Source organism: Pseudomonas sp. ChxA, from assembly GCF_030263855.1.
GTDB classification, from domain to species: Bacteria; Pseudomonadota; Gammaproteobacteria; order Pseudomonadales; family Pseudomonadaceae; genus Aquipseudomonas; species Aquipseudomonas fluorescens_CB.
Genome location: NZ_JARPMK010000001.1, coordinates 267,635 through 283,998 on the forward strand (window position 1 = coordinate 267,635; position 16,364 = coordinate 283,998).

A 16,364-nucleotide genomic window follows, 5' to 3' on the forward strand; every position below is an offset into this window, starting at 1 on the left:
TCAATGTGCCTGGCCATGCCAAGGCACTAATTTGCGCTGCAGGGCACGCAGGCCCATTTCCATGGCGAAGGCAATCAGGGCGATCACTAGAATCCCCAGCACTACCACGTCGGTGACCAGGAACTGCGCCGCTGACTGCACCATAAAGCCCAGGCCGCTGGTGGCGGCGATCAGTTCGGCGGCAACCAAGGTCGACCAACCCACACCCAGGCCGATGCGCACGCCGGTAAGGATGTCGGGCAGGGCGCTTGGCAGGATCACATGGCGAATCAACTGGGCGCGGGTGGCGCCCAACGACTGCGCGGCACGCAGCTTGGCCGGGTCAACCGTGCGCACGCCGGTCGCGGTGGCGATGGCGATAGGCGCAAAGATCGCCAGGTAAATCAGCAACACCTTGGACAGCTCACCGATGCCGCACCAGATCACGATCAGCGGCAGGTAAGCCAGGGGCGGAATCGGCCGGTAAAACTCGATCAGCGGGTCGAGGACGCCACGGGCAATGCGGTTGGAACCAATCGCAATCCCCACTGGCACGGCGGTCAGCACCGCAAAGCCCAGGCCCAGGCCGATGCGCGTGAGGCTTGCACCCAGATGCTGCCACAAGGTGGAATCCATATAGCCCGTGGTCGCCAGCAGCCAGCCTTTTTGCAGCACGGCGGATGGCGGCGGCAGGAACAAGGGTTCAATCAAGCCAGTGGCGGTAACGGCCCACCAGAGCGCCAGCAAGGCGACCAGGGTGAGTACGCTGATCCAGCGCGTGCTCAGGCTGCGACGTACCGCAATCACCTTGTGCGCTTCCGGCTTGGCGGCCGTGGCGGGAAGTTCGTAGCTGCTCATGCGGACACCTGCCGTTGCGAGAACACTTTGCCCAGCACGTGTTCACGGGTTTCGATAAAGCGCGGGTCGGACTTGATCGCCCGCGCCGATTCACCGGCGGCGTAGCGTTGACCGAAGTCCAGGTGCAGGCGCTCGACGATCTGGCCTGGGTTGGGCGCCAACAGGATCAGGTCGGTGGCGAGAAATACCGCTTCTTCAATGTCATGGGTTATCAGGAACACTGGCTTGGCCGTGCGCCGCCAGACTTGCAGGAGCAACTCCTGCATCTGTTCGCGGGTGAAGGCATCGAGGGCGCCGAAAGGCTCGTCCATCAGCAGCACGCGTGGGTCGGCCGCCAGCGCGCGGGCCAGGCCGACACGCTGTTTCTGGCCACCGGAGAGCTGCCAGATACGGCGGCTGTCGAAACCGGCCAGGTCGACCAGCGCGAGCATTTCCCGGGCGCGTACTTCGCGTTGTGCCTTGGGCACACCGGCCAGTTCCAGACCAAAGCCGACGTTGGCAAGAACGTCCTGCCAAGGCAGCAGAGCGTCATCCTGGAACACCACGCCGCGTTCGGCGCTCGGGCCTTTGACCGGCACGCCATCGAGGGTGATGCGCCCGGCAGAAGGTTCGACGAAGCCGGCAATCAAGTTCAACAGCGAAGTCTTGCCACTGCCGGACGGGCCGAGGGCCACCAGCAATTGCTGAGGCCCAAGGTCGAGTGAAATATCGGACAGTACCGGTTCTGTGGCGCCTGGGTACTGTGCGCTGATGCGCTCCAGTTGTAGCAAGGCCATCGCGATGAACTCCTTGAATCAGTTAGTGATGAACTTGGCGCTGACGTAAGGGGCGTAGTCCGGCAGCACGGCGTCGACTTTGCCTTGTTCCTTGAGGAACGCTGCGGTGTCGGTGACAGCCTTGGTGGTCGGTGCGCCCAGCAGGGTCACTTGGTCAGCGGCCAGTGGGTAGACGTTGCCTTGCAGCAGCAGTGGGATATCACTGGCCTTGGCACCGGAGAGCTTCACCAGTTTGTCGACGTTGCCTTTGTCGGCCAGCCAGGCCTGTGGGTCTTTGCGGTAGGCGGCGTAGGCGTCGAGGGTGACTTTGGCGAAGGCGGTGACGATTTCCGGGTGCTTCTCGGCGAAGTCTTTGCGCACGATCCAGGCATCGAAGGTGGGCGCGCCAAACTTGGCCAACTCGCCGGAGGTGATCAGCACTTTGCCGTTTTCCTTGGCAACGCCCAGGGCCGGGTCCCACACGTAAGTCGCGTCGATATCGCCGCGCTTCCACGCTGCAATGATTGCCGGTGGTGCGAGGTTGAGGATGGTCACTTTGGAAGGGTCGATGTTCCAGTGCTTCAGCGCGGCCAACAGGCTGTAATGGCCGGTGGAAACGAAAGGCACGGCAATCTTTTTGCCGACCAGGTCCTGTGGGCCGTTGATCCCCGAACCATTGCGCGCTACCAGCGCTTCGGCGCCGCCGATCTGGGTGGCGACCAGGAAGGTTTCAACCGGCACTTTGCGCGTTACCGCAGCGGTCAGCGGGCTGGAACCGAGGTAGCCGATCTGTACGTCGCCAGAGGCGATGGCGGCGATGATGTCGGCGCCATTGTCGAATTTGCGCCAGTCGATCTTGGCGTTGGTGGCTTTTTCATAGGCGCCGTCGGCCTGGGCGACTTTTGCTGGGTCTACGGTGGTCTGGTAGGCGATGGTCACATCTGCCGCCTGGGCAAACAGGCTGGCACCGGCCAGGGACAATGCGGCCAAGAGGCGCAATGGGGTAAGCAGTTTCAAGGGGAAGCTCCTCAATCAGGCGGCCGAGGGTCGGCGTGTGAGGAGACTAAATGATCTAAGAACTCGAAAATAAATAACATTTTCGAATTAGCTTATGAGGAGAAGAGTGAGCGCAGGTCTTCAACCCAATGAAGACAAATGTGGGAGCTGGCTTGCCTGCGATAGCATCACCTGGGTATCACTGATACACCGAGGTGTTTGCATCGCAGGCAAGCCAGCTCCCACACAATCCAGCGTGGTGCCTTAGTTACTGATCGCCAGAATGCTCGCCTGGTACGACCCGACAAACACGTCAAAGTCGCCCACTTCGTTCTGCTCCAGCTCCGCCTGTTGTGCCAGCGACTTACGCGCCAGCTCTTCAAAGCGTGCCTGCTCCTCGGCCGGTAAAGGTTCCTTACGGAAGTGCGCGGCATGCACCTCACTCTGATGCAGGGAGAACTGCGCAAAACTCTCTTTGCGTTCGGCCATCGCCGCCAGCACCTGGGCAGATGGCGTCAGGGAAGCGTCCTTAACCTTCGCCAGCTGAGCGTCCAGCGCCTGGCTGTGTTCGGTGATGCCATGGCTCTGATCCAGCAAGGCCGCCAGCGGGGCGATCTGCTCCAGCAGCTCGGTGGCCCATTCCTTCATGTCCACCGCCTGGCCTTCACGCTGCAATTGCAGGCCGGGGCGACGGCCTTCCTTGACCACACTGAGGAAGTTGGAGGTGGCATTGCCGCACTCGTTGTTGGCGAACAGCGGGCTGTCGTTCAACGCGCAGTACAGCAGGAACGCATCGAGGAAGCGTGATTCCGGCAGGTCGATGCCCATCGGCAGGAATGGGTTGATGTCCAGGCAGCGCACTTCGATGTACTGGATGCCACGCGCCATCAGCGCCTGGATCGGGCGCTCGCCGGTGTAGGTCACGCGTTTGGGGCGGATGTTGGAGTAGTACTCGTTTTCGATCTGCAGGATGTTGGTGTTGAGCTGCACCCACTCACCATCCTTATGGGTGCCGACTTCGACGTAAGGCGCGTACGGCGTTGCCACCGCTTCACGCAGGCTGTCGGTGTAGCTGCTCAAATCGTTGTAGCACGGCGTCAGGCCGGCTTGGGCGTTGCTCTGGTAACCCAGGTCGCTCATGCGCAGGCTGGTGGCGTACGGCAGGTACAGCGTGTCGGCGTCCAATACTTCCAACTGGTGTGAACGACCGCGTAGGAAGCCCGCGTCCAGGGCCGGTGAGGCACCGAACAGGTACATCAGCAGCCAGCTGTAGCGGCGGAAGTTACGGATCAGCGCGATGTAGGCCGTGGACTGATAGTCGCGGTCGGTGCCGACGAAGCCTTCAGTCTCCTTGAGCAACGTCCACAGCTGTTCCGGCAGGGAAAAGTTGTAGTGGATGCCGGCGATGCACTGCATGGTCTTGCCGTAGCGCAGGGCCAGGCCCTTGCGGTACACGTACTTGAGCTGGCCGATATTGGAGGTGCCGTAGTAGGCGATCGGAATATCTTCCTCGGCCGGCAACGGGCACGGCATCGAAGGGCTCCACAGGTACTCGCTGCCGAGCTTGCTGTAGGCAAACCGGTGGATCTTGTCCAGGCTGCTCAGGGTATCGGCCGGGTTGGGCAGGGCGGGAGTGATGAACTCCAGCAGCGATTCCGAGTAATCGGTGGTGATCAATTCATTGGTCAACGCGGCGCCCAGGGCTTCGGGGTGCGGCGTTTGCGCCAGGCGACCCTCACCGGTGACGCGTAGGCATTCACGCTCGATGCCGTGCAAGCATTGCTCTAGCAGGGAGAGGTGTTCGCGCTTGCCGAGCAGGGCCAGGCGGCGGTTGAGAAGTTCGCTCAAGTTGGATTCCTTCACGCGTCAGTCGCCCCAATATGGGGGTGGGCAGGACGGTCTACAAGGGTGAAGTTGAAACTGGCGTTATCGCCTGGTTTTGAGTCGATTTGACCCGCTTTGAAAAAGCCTACTTCACTCCATGAGTTGGGCTATAGCGCAGCAAGAAAATTCCGACGCTGTTGTCGCAGCGCCGAAATTAACTCAAATCGAGGGCGGGGAGCTAGAGGACAGCGAAGGTGCCTTGCGCTTTTGCGACAAGTCTTTCGCCTTGATACACATCGGCTTCGACCACCAATGTGCGTCTGCCGGCGTGAATCACCCGGCTGGTGCACAGCACATCACCGTCTTCGACGGCGCGGATATAGTTGATCTTGCACTCGATGGTCGCGCTCTGTTGGTCAAAACCATGGGCGCTGGAACAGGCCAGCCCCATGGTGATGTCGACCAAACTGAAAATCGCCCCGCCATGGAGCTTGCCCGCGCGGTTGCGCAGCTGCGGCTCCAGGGTCAGGGCCACCTCGGCAACGCCCTCGTCCAGGCGTTGCAGGCGGCAGCCGATCAGCTCGCTGAACGCGCTCTGGGTCAAACCGGCCGGGATCTCCATCAGCGTTTCTTCAACTGCTTGGCGTTGGCAAACAGCGACGCCATGGCGTTGTTGCTCGGCGCGGCAGTGGCAGTGGGCTCTTTACGCGGGGCATTGCCCTGGGACTGGCGCGGTGCCGAGCCTGGGCGTGCACCACGGGCGCCGTCGATTTTCTCGCCGGGGGTGTCGCTCATGCGCATCGACAGACCCACGCGTTTGCGCGGGATATCGACTTCCATGACCTTGACCTTGACCACGTCACCGGCTTTTACCGCTTCGCGCGGGTCCTTGATGAACTTCTCCGAAAGCGCAGAGATGTGCACCAAACCGTCCTGATGCACGCCGATATCCACAAAGGCGCCGAAGTTGGTCACGTTGGTGACCACGCCTTCGAGGATCATGCCCGGCTGCAGGTCCTTGAGGTCTTCAACGCCGTCCTGGAACTCGGCGGTCTTGAACTCGGGACGCGGGTCGCGGCCAGGTTTTTCCAGCTCTTGCAGGATGTCGGTGATGGTCGGCACACCGAAGGTTTCGTCGGTGTACTTCTTCGGGTCCAGGCGCTTGAGGAACGCGGCGTCACCGATCAGCGAACGGATATCGCGGTCGGTCTCGGCGGCAATGCGTTGCACCAGCGGGTAGGCTTCCGGGTGGACCGCAGACGAATCCAGCGGGTTATCGCCGTTCATGACGCGTAGGAAACCGGCGGCCTGTTCAAAGGTTTTTTCGCCCAGGCGTGCGACTTTTTTCAGCGCTGCGCGGGTTTTGAACGCGCCGTTCTCGTCACGGTGGGTGACGATGTTCTGCGCCAGGGTAGTGTTCAGGCCGGAGATACGTGCCAGCAGCGCGACCGAGGCGGTGTTTACATCCACGCCCACCTTGTTCACGCAGTCTTCCACCACTGCATCCAGGCCGCGCGCCAGTTTCAGCTGCGACACGTCGTGCTGGTACTGGCCGACACCGATGGATTTAGGGTCGATCTTCACCAGCTCTGCCAGCGGATCTTGCAGGCGACGGGCAATGGAGACGGCGCCACGAATCGACACATCGAGGTCCGGAAATTCCTTGGAAGCCAGTTCCGAGGCCGAATACACCGAAGCACCGGCCTCGGAGACCATGACCTTGGTCATCTTCATGGCAGGGTATTTTTTGATCAGCTCGGCGGCCAGCTTGTCGGTTTCACGGCTGGCGGTACCGTTGCCGATGGCGATCAGGTCCACGGCGTGCTTGGCGCACAGGGCGGCCAGGATGGCGAGGGTCTGGTCCCACTTGTTGTGCGGCACGTGCGGGTACACGGTGGCGTGGTCCAGCAGCTTGCCGGTGGAGTCGACCGCCGCAACCTTACAGCCGGTACGCAAGCCTGGGTCGAGACCCAAGGTGGCACGCGGGCCGGCCGGTGCGGCCAGCAGCAGGTCGTGCAAGTTGTGGGCGAACACGTTGATCGCCTCGGTTTCGGCGCCGTCGCGCAGCTCGCCGAGCAGGTCGGTTTCCAGGTGGGTGTAGAGCTTGACCTTCCAGGTCCAGCGCACGACTTCACCGAGCCACTTGTCCGCCGGACGGTTCTGGTTCTGGATGCCGAATTGTTGACCGATCATGCCTTCGCACGGGTGCATGGTGCCGGGCAGTTCGTCGCCGACTTTGAGCGCGGAGCTCAGAATGCCCTCGTTGCGACCCCGGAAAATCGCGAGTGCGCGGTGCGACGGCATGCTCTTGAGCGGTTCGTCGTGCTCGAAATAATCGCGGAACTTGGCGCCTTCTTCCTCTTTGCCGGCGATAACGCGAGCGCTGAGAATAGCTTCCTGCTTGAGGTAGGTACGCAGTTTTTCCAGCAGACCGGCGTCTTCGGCAAAACGCTCCATGAGGATGTACTTGGCACCTTCGAGGGCGGCCTTGACGTCGGCGACGCCTTTTTCGGCATCGATAAAGCGTGCAGCTTCGGTTTCCGGGGCCAGCGAAGGGTCGTTGAACAGACCGTCGGCCAGCTCGCCCAAACCGGCTTCCAGGGCGATCTGGCCCTTGGTGCGGCGCTTCTGTTTGTACGGCAGGTAAAGGTCTTCGAGGCGGGTCTTGGTGTCGGCAAGCTTGATGTCGCGTTCCAGTTGCGGGGTCAACTTGCCCTGTTCCTCGATACTGGCGAGGATGCTGATGCGCCGTTCGTCGAGTTCTCGCAGGTAGCGCAGGCGCTCTTCCAGGTGACGCAATTGAATGTCGTCGAGGCTGCCGGTCACTTCTTTACGGTAACGGGCGATGAAAGGCACCGTAGAGCCTTCATCCAGTAGCGCGACGGCCGCTTCGACCTGTTGTGGGCGTACACCGAGTTCCTCGGCAATGCGGCTGTTGATGCTGTCCATAAAACCACCTGAAATTCTTGAAAGCAGCTCGCAGGCCCGGAAAACAAGGCGTTGCGAGGCTGGTTGAGCGGCGCCAGCGGCACCGCTGCCTGGGTCAAAAGGCTGCCTATTGACCCTCGAAATCGGGAAATTGCTGCCCAGCGCTGAAAAAACGGCTGAGGCTGCAAACAGTAAAGTCTGACAGTGCCCTGCGTGAAGGCGCCGCATTATAACCAGCGTTCTGCCCTTGGGGGGTACTGCGCCGGTGGTTGTAGGACGCGGGTTCGCTGGCGGTGGAGGAAAAATCTGCTAACAATGCACACGGTGCGTAAAACGGCAGCTACGCCATAATGCGCGCCGAGATAAGAGGAGCATCTAATGAGCAGCACTGCACAAACTGCTGAAGGCGAAAAAATTCTCATCGTTGACGACGATCCGGGGCTGAGCAGCCTGTTGGAGCGTTTTTTCAACTCCAAGGGCTACCGTGCCCGCGCGGTGCCGAACACCGAGCAGATGGACCGCCTGTTGGGGCGTGAAGTATTCAATCTGGTCGTACTCGACCTGATGCTGCCCGGCGAAGACGGCCTTACCGCCTGCAAACGCCTGCGCGGTGCGAACAACCAGATCCCCATCATCATGCTGACTGCCAAAGGTGATGAGCTGAGCCGCATCAAGGGCCTGGAGCTGGGCGCTGATGATTACCTGGCCAAGCCGTTCAACCCTGACGAGTTGATGGCCCGGGTCAAAGCCGTATTGCGTCGCCAGGCACTGCCGGTGCCGGGCGCACCAGGCAGCGAAGACGAGAGCGTCACCTTTGGCGAATACGAGCTGTCACTGGCGACCCGCGAGCTTAAACGTGGCGAAGAAGTGCACATGCTGACCACCGGCGAGTTCGCCGTGCTCAAGGCACTGGTGATGAACGCTCGCCAGCCGCTGACCCGCGACAAGCTGATGAACCTGGCCCGTGGTCGCGAGTGGGACGCCCTGGAGCGCTCCATCGACGTGCAGATCTCGCGTCTGCGCCGGATGATCGAGCCGGACCCGGCCAAGCCGCGGTACATCCAGACGGTGTGGGGCGTGGGTTATGTGTTTGTGCCGGATGGCACTGCAACCAAGTGACCGATGACTTGCAGGGGCGGGCATCCCGGCGTTTGACTCCATGAGGGTCGACGGGATGCCCGGTGTCTGCAATTCTGCGAGCGCCGCTCGTTCCTGCAAGGTGTTTAGCTGTCTCCTATGAAAACCCCGTTGTGGTTCCCGCAAAGTTTTTTCTCTCGCACCCTTTGGCTGGTGCTGATCGTCGTTCTGTTTTCCAAGGCGCTCACGCTGGTTTATCTGTTGATGAACGAAGACGTGCTGGTAGACCGGCAGTACAGCCACGGTGTCGCCCTGACACTGCGTGCCTACTGGGCCGTTGATCCTGAAAACCGCGAAAAGGTAGCAAAGGCTTCGACGCTCATTCGAGTCGACGGCGCTGGTGTGCCCGAAGGTGAGCAGCATTGGCCTTACAGCGAGATTTATCAGCGTCAGATGCAGGCTGAGTTGGGAGAGGACACCGAGGTACGCCTGCGCATGCATGTTTCACCTGCACTCTGGGTCAGGGCCCCGAGTCTGGGAGATGCCTGGATCAAGGTACCCCTTTATCCCCATCCGCTGCGCGGGCAAAAAATCTGGAACGTGTTGGGCTGGTTCCTGGCCATCGGTTTACTTTCAACCGCTTCCGCGTGGATTTTCGTCCGACAACTCAACCAACCGCTTAAACGCCTTGTGTTTGCCGCCCGCCAACTCGGGCAGGGGCGCAGTGTGCGCCTGCCGATCAGTGATACGCCCAGTGAGATGACCGAGGTGTACGGTGCCTTCAACCAGATGGCGGAGGATGTCGAACAGGCCGGGCGCGAACGCGAGCTGATGCTGGCGGGCGTGTCCCATGACTTGCGCACGCCACTGACGCGTTTGCGGCTGTCCCTGGAGTTGATGGGCAACCATAACGACCTGACCGATGACATGGTGCGCGACATTGAGGACATGGACGCGATTCTCGACCAGTTCCTGGCGTTTATCCGCGATGGCCGTGATGAGGTGGTAGAGGAAGTCGACCTCACGGACCTGGTGCGTGAGGTGGTGGCGCCCTACAACCAGAATGGCGAACAGGTGCGCATGCGCCTGGAGCCGATCCAGCCGTTTGCATTGCGTCGGGTGTCGATGAAACGCCTGTTGAACAACCTGATCGGCAACGCCTTGCATCACGCGGGATCAGATGTGGAAGTGGCCGCCTATGTATCCGGCGACAGCACTGCGCCCTACGTGGTGTTGAGCGTCATGGACCGTGGTACCGGCATTGACCCGGCGGAGCTGGAAGGTATTTTCAACCCATTCACCCGTGGCGACCGTGCGCGGGGCGGCAAGGGTACGGGGTTGGGGTTGGCGATTGTGCGGCGAATTGCTTCGATGCATGGCGGCAATGTTGAGCTGCGCAACCGCGAAGAGGGCGGCCTGGAAGCCCGGGTGCGCTTGCCGCTGGGCTTGATGTTGCCTAGAGACGCGGTCTAAAAAACAACATCAATCAAATGTGGGAGCTGGCTTGCCTGCGATAGCGGTGGGTCAGCAAACCATTCGTTGACTGATACACCTGCTATCGCAGGCAAGCCAGCTCCCACACTGTTTTGCGGTGTTTGGTAGGTTGAGCTTATTCAGCCCTTGCCCTTGGTCCGGGTCATATTCGGCCCACCATTCTTCTCCAGATGCTGAATGATGATCCCCGCCACATCCTTGCCGGTGGTGGTCTCGATTCCTTCCAGGCCCGGCGATGAGTTCACTTCCATCACCAGCGGGCCGTGGTTGGAGCGCAGGATATCCACACCTGCCACGGCCAGGCCCATCACTTTGGCGGCCCGCAGCGCGGTCATGCGTTCTTCCGGGGTGATCTTGATCAGGCTTGCACTGCCGCCACGGTGCAGGTTGGAACGGAATTCCCCGGGCTTGGCCTGACGTTTCATGGCGGCAATCACCTTGTCGCCGACCACAAAGCAGCGGATGTCCGCACCGCCGGCTTCCTTGATGTATTCCTGCACCATGATGTTCTGCTTGAGGCCCATGAACGCCTCAATCACCGACTCTGCGGCAGTCGCCGTCTCACACAGCACTACGCCGATACCCTGGGTGCCTTCAAGCACCTTGATCACCAGCGGCGCGCCGTTGACCATCTCGATCAGGTCGGGGATGTCATCGGGGGAGTGGGCAAAGCCGGTCACCGGCAGGCCGATACCCCGACGCGACAGCAATTGCAGGGAGCGCAGCTTGTCCCGCGAACGGGCGATGGCCACCGATTCATTGAGCGGGAACACGCCCATCATTTCGAACTGGCGCAACACCGCGCAGCCGTAGAACGTCACCGAAGCGCCGATGCGCGGGATCACCGCATCAAAACCTTCCAGCGGTTTGCCCCGGTAGTGGATCTGCGGCTTGTGGCTGGCAATGTTCATATAGGCACGCAACGTGTCGATCACCACCATTTCATGGCCACGTTCGGTGCCGGCCTCGACCAGGCGGCGGGTGGAATACAGACGCGGGTTTCGCGACAGCACAGCAATCTTCATGCAGCACCTGGGGCAGAAATAGTAGAGACCGGGAACACCGGCTTGTCTTGAACGTACTTGACGCCGGGACTGACCACCAACTGGCCGTCAATCAGCGCCTTGGAACCCAGCAACAGGCGGTAACGCATGGCCTTGCGACAGGCCAGGGTGAATTCCACCCGCCATACTCGGTCACCCAGTGCCAGGGTGGTGCTGATTACATACCGCACCTGCGCATGGCCGTTGGAGCTCTTGATAGTTTTCATCGTCACCAGGGGCGCTTCGCAGCGACGATGGCGCAGTTGCACCACGCTGCCCAGGTGCGCAGTGAAGCGCACCCACTTCTCACCGTCGCGCTCAAAGGGCTCGATATCGGTGGCGTGCAGGCTCGAGGTGCTGGCACCGGTGTCGATCTTCGCGCGCAGGCCAGCCACTCCCAGATCGGGAAGAGCCACCCACTCGCGCAGACCCACAACGGTCAAATGGTCAAATGTCTTCAATATGGGTAACCGGTCAGTTCGCCCAGGCCTGAGGGGAAACCTCGGCCAGGGCTTTGAATGCAGGCCTGGCGAACCAGTAACCTTGCATCAGAAATATTCCGCAGTCGGACAGAAAGTCGCGCTCGCCGGTACTTTCGATACCTTCGGCAATGACAGTAACGCCCAACTGCTCACAGATTGTGACAATCCCCTGGACGATTACCTGACGGACACGATCCTGGTCGACATCGCGAATCAGCGCCATGTCGAGTTTGATCAGGTCAGGTTGGAAATCGGCCAGCAGGTTCAGCCCCGAATAGCCCGCCCCGAAATCGTCGATGGCGGTCTTGAAGCCGAATTCGCGGTATTCACGCAGAATATTGGTCAAATGGCGATAGTTATCTACATGCTCGTTTTCCAGCGTTTCGAAAATCAGCCGATCCAGCGGGAAATTATGCGCGCGGGCCGCCTCCAGAGTGCTGCGAATGCACAACTCCGGCCGGTACACGGCATTGGGCATGAAGTTGATCGAAAGATAACTTTGCATTCCCAACGCGGCGGCTCCCGCAATCGCCTGAGTACGGCAGCGTTGGTCAAAGCGATAACGGTTGCTGTCGTTGACCTGGTCCAGCACCGACAGCGCCCCTTCACCGTGAGTACCGCGCACCAATGCTTCGTGGGCAAAAATCGACCGGTCGCGAAGGTCTACGATAGGCTGGTAGGCGAAGGAAAAATCGAAACCCAAGGCTTCGCTTTGCTGGCAACCTACGCAACGCTGGTTGGGCGAGGTGAGTGAAATGGGAAAGTCGGTCACAGCGTATCCTCGCGAAAACAGGGAGTGCCTGGCGTATCTTAGGTGAGGCTTGGGATTTATGCGTTGAAGGGATTCAACGGTAAAGTTGCGACATTTTTCAGAGCGAGGAATTCAAGTGGCTCAAAAGCAGGAAGAGGAAGAAAAGGTCCGTTTGGACAAGTGGCTGTGGGCCGCGCGTTTTTTCAAAACCCGTGCGCTGGCCAAGGCGGCCATCGAGAGCGGCAAGGTGCACCATCGCGGCGAGCGCTGCAAGCCGGGCAAGGAACCGCGCGTCGGCGACGAGTTGCAGATTCGTACAGGTTTTGACGAAAAGACGGTTGTCGTTCAGGCGCTTTCCGTCGTGCGCCGTGGCGCCCCAGAAGCGCAGGCGCTTTACGCCGAGACCGAAGCCAGCATCGCCAAGCGCGAAAACGCGGCGGCCATGCGTAAGGCCGGGGCTACGGGCATGACCACTGACGGCAAGCCAAGCAAGAAGCAGCGGCGTGATTTGTTCAAGTTTCGCGGCAGTGGCAATGATGATTAATGACACGGATCTTCCTTCAAAAGGAGATCAAAAATGTGGGAGCAAGCCAGCTCCCACATTAGGACTGCGGTGTTACGCGGCTATGCGCATGACACTCAACCGCCCTATGACTGGCAGCTTCCCGAGCAACCCGAAAACCGGCGCTGTCACCCGCATCAGCAACCCCGACACCTTCGCCGCAAACGGCGTGAAATACCCCCAACCCAACGCCAACAACGCCAGCAATACCCCGCCGATGTAGTCGTCCTGGCCCCAATGCGCGCCCGCCACCAGCCTCGGCATCATGAACAACAGGGCCAGGCCCCAGATCACCACTACTTGGGTAAAACGCTGGGCAAACACTGTCATGAACATGCCCCAGATCAGCAGCACCGACGCATGATCGCCCGGGAAGCTCTGGCTGGAACGGTCCTTCAGCTCCCAGGTTTTCTCCAGGCCCGGGAAATAATCACTCATATGAATTGCGCCGCTGATCACCATCGACGGGCTGTGGTGCTGCCAGCCCATTTGCGCCGTAAGCTTGGAAAACAGCATGCGGATAAACAGCAACAGCAGCAGAATGCTCAGAAAACCGAAAAACGCCTGGCGTACGTGAATGGCCTTGAACACCCAGTCACCGCGAATCAGCAGCGTCAGCAAAATCACCCCGACCACCGCATCAAACGGTCGCAAACTGGCCACCGCCCACACATGCAACCACGTCGAATTGCTTGCCAGTGGGTCATTGAGCAGATGAAACAGCCATTCGTCGAAAACCACACACAGCATCTGTCCCGTGGGCCACAGCCAAAAACACAGCAGCCCGATAGCGACTAGATTGCAAAAGGCCCACCCCCGGAGGTTCCACCTGGCTTGGAACAAACCCGGATTGTTCATAAACTGTCCCTCTTCGCTCTGTAAAAACGCACCAAAAAGGTGCCAAAGCGTTTAATTCTATAAACCTTGTAACCAATTTGTCATCAATTCAGATACCCAGACCTATGACTGATCTACCGGATACCGACTTCACCCAACGCTTCATCTTCGATGAGAACGACGCCCGCGGCGAACTGGTCTCGCTGGAGCGCAGCTATGCCGAAGTCCTCGCCAAGCACCCCTATCCGGAGCCGGTCGCGCAACTGCTCGGTGAACTGATGGCGGCGGCCTCGCTGCTGGTAGGCACTATGAAGTTCGACGGTTTGCTGATCCTGCAGGCCCGTTCCGAAGGCCCGGTGCCGATGTTGATGATCGAGTGCTCCAGCGAGCGCGAAATCCGTGGCCTGGCCCGTTACGAAGCCGACCAGATCGCCCCGGACGCGACCTTGTCAGACCTGATGGCCAATGGCGTGCTGGCGATCACCGTCGACCCGACCGAAGGCCAGCGTTACCAGGGCATCGTCGACCTCGACGGCGAAACCCTATCGGACTGCTTTACCAACTATTTCGTGATGTCCCAGCAGGTCGGCACCAAATTCTGGCTCAACGCTGACGGCAAGCGCGCCCGTGGCCTACTGCTGCAGCAACTGCCGGCCGACCGCATCAAGGACGACGATGAACGCACCGACAGCTGGCGCAAACTGACCGCCCTGGCCGGCACCCTGACGGCTGAAGAACTGCTGGGCCTGGACAACGAAACCATCTTGCATCGCCTTTACCACGAAGAGGCCGTGCGCCTGTTCGACGCCCAGGGCCTGCGCTTCCGTTGCAGTTGCTCGCGTGAGCGTTCGGCCAATGCCTTGGTCAGCCTGGGCCTGGAAGATGCGCAGGATCTGGTGGTGGAACATGGCGGCAATATCGAGATCGACTGCCAATTCTGTAACCAGCGCTACCTGTTCGATGCGGCCGATGTAGCCCAATTATTCGCCGGCGCAGGCATCGACACACCCTCCGACACCCGCCACTAAAACGTTTAAGCACAGGTAAATCACCTGACAAACGCCGGATTAGCGCAGTTCTGACGGGAGGGCCCTACTCTTTTTGGGCTTTTCTGGCATAATCCGGCCCACTTTTTTCGCGGTAGTAGTGCGCAACTTTCTACTACAAAACGTTTGGAGCACTCGGCCATAGGCCGACGGGGAACCTCATGACGCAAGCCAATAACGCCGTATACACCGATCTGAGTGTTGACGATCTGGTCAAAGAAGCCCTGCAGCGCGGTGAAGGCGTGCTTGCCGATACTGGCGCGCTGGTCGTAGAAACCGGTCACCGCACCGGTCGTTCGCCGGTTGACCGTTTCATTGTTGAAGAGCCTTCCACCCAGGACGCAATCGCCTGGGGCCCGATCAACCGCAAGTTCCCGGCCGACAAGTTCGATGCCCTGTGGGCTCGCGTCGAGGCATTCAACAACGCGCAAGAGCATTTCGTTTCCCATGTTCACGTAGGGGCTGCAGAAGACCACTACCTGGCCGTGAAAATGACCACCCAGACTGCCTGGCAGAACCTGTTCGGTCGTTGCCTGTTCATCAACCCAGCCCAGTACAACCCGGCCGGCCGTGATGAGTGGCAAGTGCTTAACGTCGCCAACTTCGAATGCGTGCCAGAGCGTGACGGCACCAACTCCGACGGTTGCGTGATCCTCAACTTCGCACAGAAAAAAGTGCTGATCGCCGGCATGCGTTACGCCGGTGAAATGAAAAAAGCCATGTTCTCGGTGCAGAACTTCCTGCTGCCGGCCGCCGACGTGCTGCCAATGCACTGCGCCGCCAACATCGGCGAAGCCGGCGACGTGACCCTGTTCTTCGGCCTGTCGGGCACTGGTAAAACCACCCTGTCGGCCGACGAAAGCCGTTACCTGATCGGTGACGACGAACACGGCTGGGGCGAAGGCGTGGTGTTCAACATCGAAGGCGGTTGCTATGCCAAGTGCATCGACCTCTCCGAGAAGAACGAGCCGGTTATCTGGAAAGCCATCAAGCACGGCACCGTGCTCGAAAACGTGGTGATCGACGATGCCAAGCACGCCGACTACACCAACGTCAGCCTGACCCAGAACAGCCGCGCCGCTTACCCGCTGGAGCACGTTGCCAAGCGTTCCGAGAAGAACCTGGGCGGCGAGCCAAACGCTGTGATCTTCCTGACCTGCGACCTGACTGGCGTACTGCCGCCCGTGTCGATCCTCAGCGAAGAACAAGCGGCTTACCACTTCCTGTCCGGCTACACCGCTCTGGTGGGCTCGACCGAAATGGGTTCGGGCAGCGGCATCAAGTCGACCTTCTCCACCTGCTTCGGCGCGCCGTTCTTCCCACGCCCAGCCGGTGAATACGCAGAACTGCTGATCAAGCGCGTGCGCGGCTTCGGCTCCAAGGTCTATCTGGTCAATACCGGCTGGACCGGCGGCGGCTACGGCGTCGGCAAGCGCTTCAACATCCCGACCACTCGCGGCGTGATCGCAGCGATCCAGAGCGGCGCGTTGATCGGTGCTGAAACCGAACACCTCGACACCATCAACCTCGACGTGCCTTTGGCCGTACCGGGCGTTGATACCGGCCTGTTGAACCCACGTAACACCTGGGCTGACAAGGCTGCCTACGACGAAGCGGCGAAAGCGCTGGCCGGCCTGTTCATCGAGAACTTCAAGAAATTTGAAGTGAGCGATGCGATCAAGGCGGCTGGGCCTAAGTTGTAAGGTTCGGTTGTTGTGAAAAAGCCGCCCTC

At 60.2% G+C, this 16,364-nt stretch carries 15 protein-coding genes; 5 read left to right on the forward strand and 10 right to left on the reverse strand.

Translation table 11 applies throughout. From position 1 onward, the window contains the following. The 6 genes from tauC to P5706_RS01095 form a co-directional block, all read right to left on the reverse strand. Nucleotides 1–837, reverse strand: a complete 837-nt coding sequence (tauC, locus tag P5706_RS01070; RefSeq protein ID WP_285678354.1) for a taurine ABC transporter permease TauC — start codon at nt 835–837, stop codon at nt 1–3. Next, complete coding sequence (gene tauB / locus P5706_RS01075; RefSeq protein WP_064450187.1) at nt 834–1,613, reverse strand: taurine ABC transporter ATP-binding subunit; 780 nt, start codon at nt 1,611–1,613, stop codon at nt 834–836. Before tauB ends, tauC begins: the two co-directional genes overlap by 4 nt. A gap of 18 nt (nt 1,614–1,631) precedes the next feature. Next, complete coding sequence (gene tauA / locus P5706_RS01080; RefSeq protein WP_219267255.1) at nt 1,632–2,609, reverse strand: taurine ABC transporter substrate-binding protein; 978 nt, start codon at nt 2,607–2,609, stop codon at nt 1,632–1,634. 243 nt (nt 2,610–2,852) lie between these two features. Continuing rightward, nucleotides 2,853–4,436: a glutamate--cysteine ligase gene (gene gshA, locus P5706_RS01085; RefSeq protein ID WP_285678355.1), complete on the reverse strand. Its 1,584-nt coding sequence runs from the start codon at nt 4,434–4,436 to the stop codon at nt 2,853–2,855. 214 nt (nt 4,437–4,650) lie between these two features. Beyond that, the gene (locus P5706_RS01090; RefSeq protein WP_017135364.1) at nt 4,651–5,034 is read right to left on the reverse strand and encodes a PaaI family thioesterase; all 384 of its coding nucleotides are present in this window, start codon (nt 5,032–5,034) and stop codon (nt 4,651–4,653) included. Next, nucleotides 5,034–7,361, reverse strand: coding sequence for a Tex family protein (locus P5706_RS01095; RefSeq protein ID WP_285678356.1), 2,328 nt, complete (start codon nt 7,359–7,361; stop codon nt 5,034–5,036). The genes P5706_RS01090 and P5706_RS01095 overlap by 1 nt, the downstream gene beginning before the upstream one ends. 357 nt (nt 7,362–7,718) lie before the next feature. Here P5706_RS01095 and ompR point away from each other — a divergent pair, with 357 nt between their 5' ends. Next, entirely contained in the window at nt 7,719–8,459 is a 741-nt protein-coding gene (ompR, locus tag P5706_RS01100; protein ID WP_200431137.1) for an osmolarity response regulator transcription factor OmpR, read from the forward strand. Nucleotides 8,460–8,576: 117 nt separating this feature from the next. Continuing rightward, complete coding sequence (locus tag P5706_RS01105; protein ID WP_017135367.1) at nt 8,577–9,890, forward strand: ATP-binding protein; 1,314 nt, start codon at nt 8,577–8,579, stop codon at nt 9,888–9,890. Nucleotides 9,891–10,030: 140 nt separating this feature from the next. On the opposite strand, the gene rimK is transcribed toward P5706_RS01105, so the two are convergent. From rimK to rimA, 3 genes are read right to left on the reverse strand one after another with little or no spacing between them, the layout of a single operon-like run. Continuing rightward, on the reverse strand, nt 10,031–10,936 hold the full coding sequence (gene rimK / locus P5706_RS01110; RefSeq protein WP_003171022.1) for a 30S ribosomal protein S6--L-glutamate ligase: 906 nt from the start codon (nt 10,934–10,936) through the stop codon (nt 10,031–10,033). Further along, a complete protein-coding gene (rimB, locus tag P5706_RS01115; protein ID WP_034117234.1) occupies nt 10,933–11,415 on the reverse strand; it encodes a retropepsin-like aspartic endopeptidase RimB in 483 nt (160 codons plus the stop codon). Before rimB ends, rimK begins: the two co-directional genes overlap by 4 nt. 13 nt (nt 11,416–11,428) lie before the next feature. After that, complete coding sequence (gene rimA / locus P5706_RS01120) at nt 11,429–12,208, reverse strand: S6 modification regulatory phosphodiesterase RimA (RefSeq protein WP_285678357.1); 780 nt, start codon at nt 12,206–12,208, stop codon at nt 11,429–11,431. Between the two features lie 115 nt (nt 12,209–12,323). Here rimA and P5706_RS01125 point away from each other — a divergent pair, with 115 nt between their 5' ends. Next, a complete protein-coding gene (locus P5706_RS01125; protein WP_200431134.1) occupies nt 12,324–12,731 on the forward strand; it encodes an RNA-binding S4 domain-containing protein in 408 nt (135 codons plus the stop codon). 72 nt (nt 12,732–12,803) lie between these two features. On the opposite strand, the gene P5706_RS01130 is transcribed toward P5706_RS01125, so the two are convergent. Further along, nucleotides 12,804–13,607, reverse strand: coding sequence for a phosphatase PAP2 family protein (locus P5706_RS01130; RefSeq protein WP_200431133.1), 804 nt, complete (start codon nt 13,605–13,607; stop codon nt 12,804–12,806). Nucleotides 13,608–13,711: 104 nt separating this feature from the next. Here P5706_RS01130 and hslO point away from each other — a divergent pair, with 104 nt between their 5' ends. Next, nucleotides 13,712–14,614, forward strand: coding sequence for an Hsp33 family molecular chaperone HslO (gene hslO, locus P5706_RS01135; protein WP_200431132.1), 903 nt, complete (start codon nt 13,712–13,714; stop codon nt 14,612–14,614). A 179-nt stretch (nt 14,615–14,793) separates the two neighbouring features. Then, nucleotides 14,794–16,335 carry a phosphoenolpyruvate carboxykinase gene (locus P5706_RS01140; RefSeq protein ID WP_065930841.1) on the forward strand — a complete coding sequence of 514 codons (1,542 nt, stop codon included), beginning with the start codon at nt 14,794–14,796 and terminating at the stop codon, nt 16,333–16,335. The last annotated feature ends 29 nt before the right edge of the window (nt 16,336–16,364 follow it).

Bases quoted from the DNA above. Each gene is read 5' to 3' on its own strand.
- tauC (WP_285678354.1), bottom strand. From the start codon at position 837: ATGAGCAGCTACGAACTTCCCGCCACGGCCGCCAAGCCGGAAGCGCAC.
- hslO (WP_200431132.1), top strand. From the start codon at position 13,712: ATGACTGATCTACCGGATACCGACTTCACCCAACGCTTCATCTTCGAT.
- P5706_RS01090 (WP_017135364.1), bottom strand. From the start codon at position 5,034: ATGGAGATCCCGGCCGGTTTGACCCAGAGCGCGTTCAGCGAGCTGATC.
- P5706_RS01095 (WP_285678356.1), bottom strand. From the start codon at position 7,361: ATGGACAGCATCAACAGCCGCATTGCCGAGGAACTCGGTGTACGCCCA.
- rimK (WP_003171022.1), bottom strand. From the start codon at position 10,936: ATGAAGATTGCTGTGCTGTCGCGAAACCCGCGTCTGTATTCCACCCGC.
- P5706_RS01105 (WP_017135367.1), top strand. From the start codon at position 8,577: ATGAAAACCCCGTTGTGGTTCCCGCAAAGTTTTTTCTCTCGCACCCTT.
- ompR (WP_200431137.1), top strand. From the start codon at position 7,719: ATGAGCAGCACTGCACAAACTGCTGAAGGCGAAAAAATTCTCATCGTT.
- P5706_RS01140 (WP_065930841.1), top strand. From the start codon at position 14,794: ATGACGCAAGCCAATAACGCCGTATACACCGATCTGAGTGTTGACGAT.
- tauB (WP_064450187.1), bottom strand. From the start codon at position 1,613: ATGGCCTTGCTACAACTGGAGCGCATCAGCGCACAGTACCCAGGCGCC.
- P5706_RS01130 (WP_200431133.1), bottom strand. From the start codon at position 13,607: ATGAACAATCCGGGTTTGTTCCAAGCCAGGTGGAACCTCCGGGGGTGG.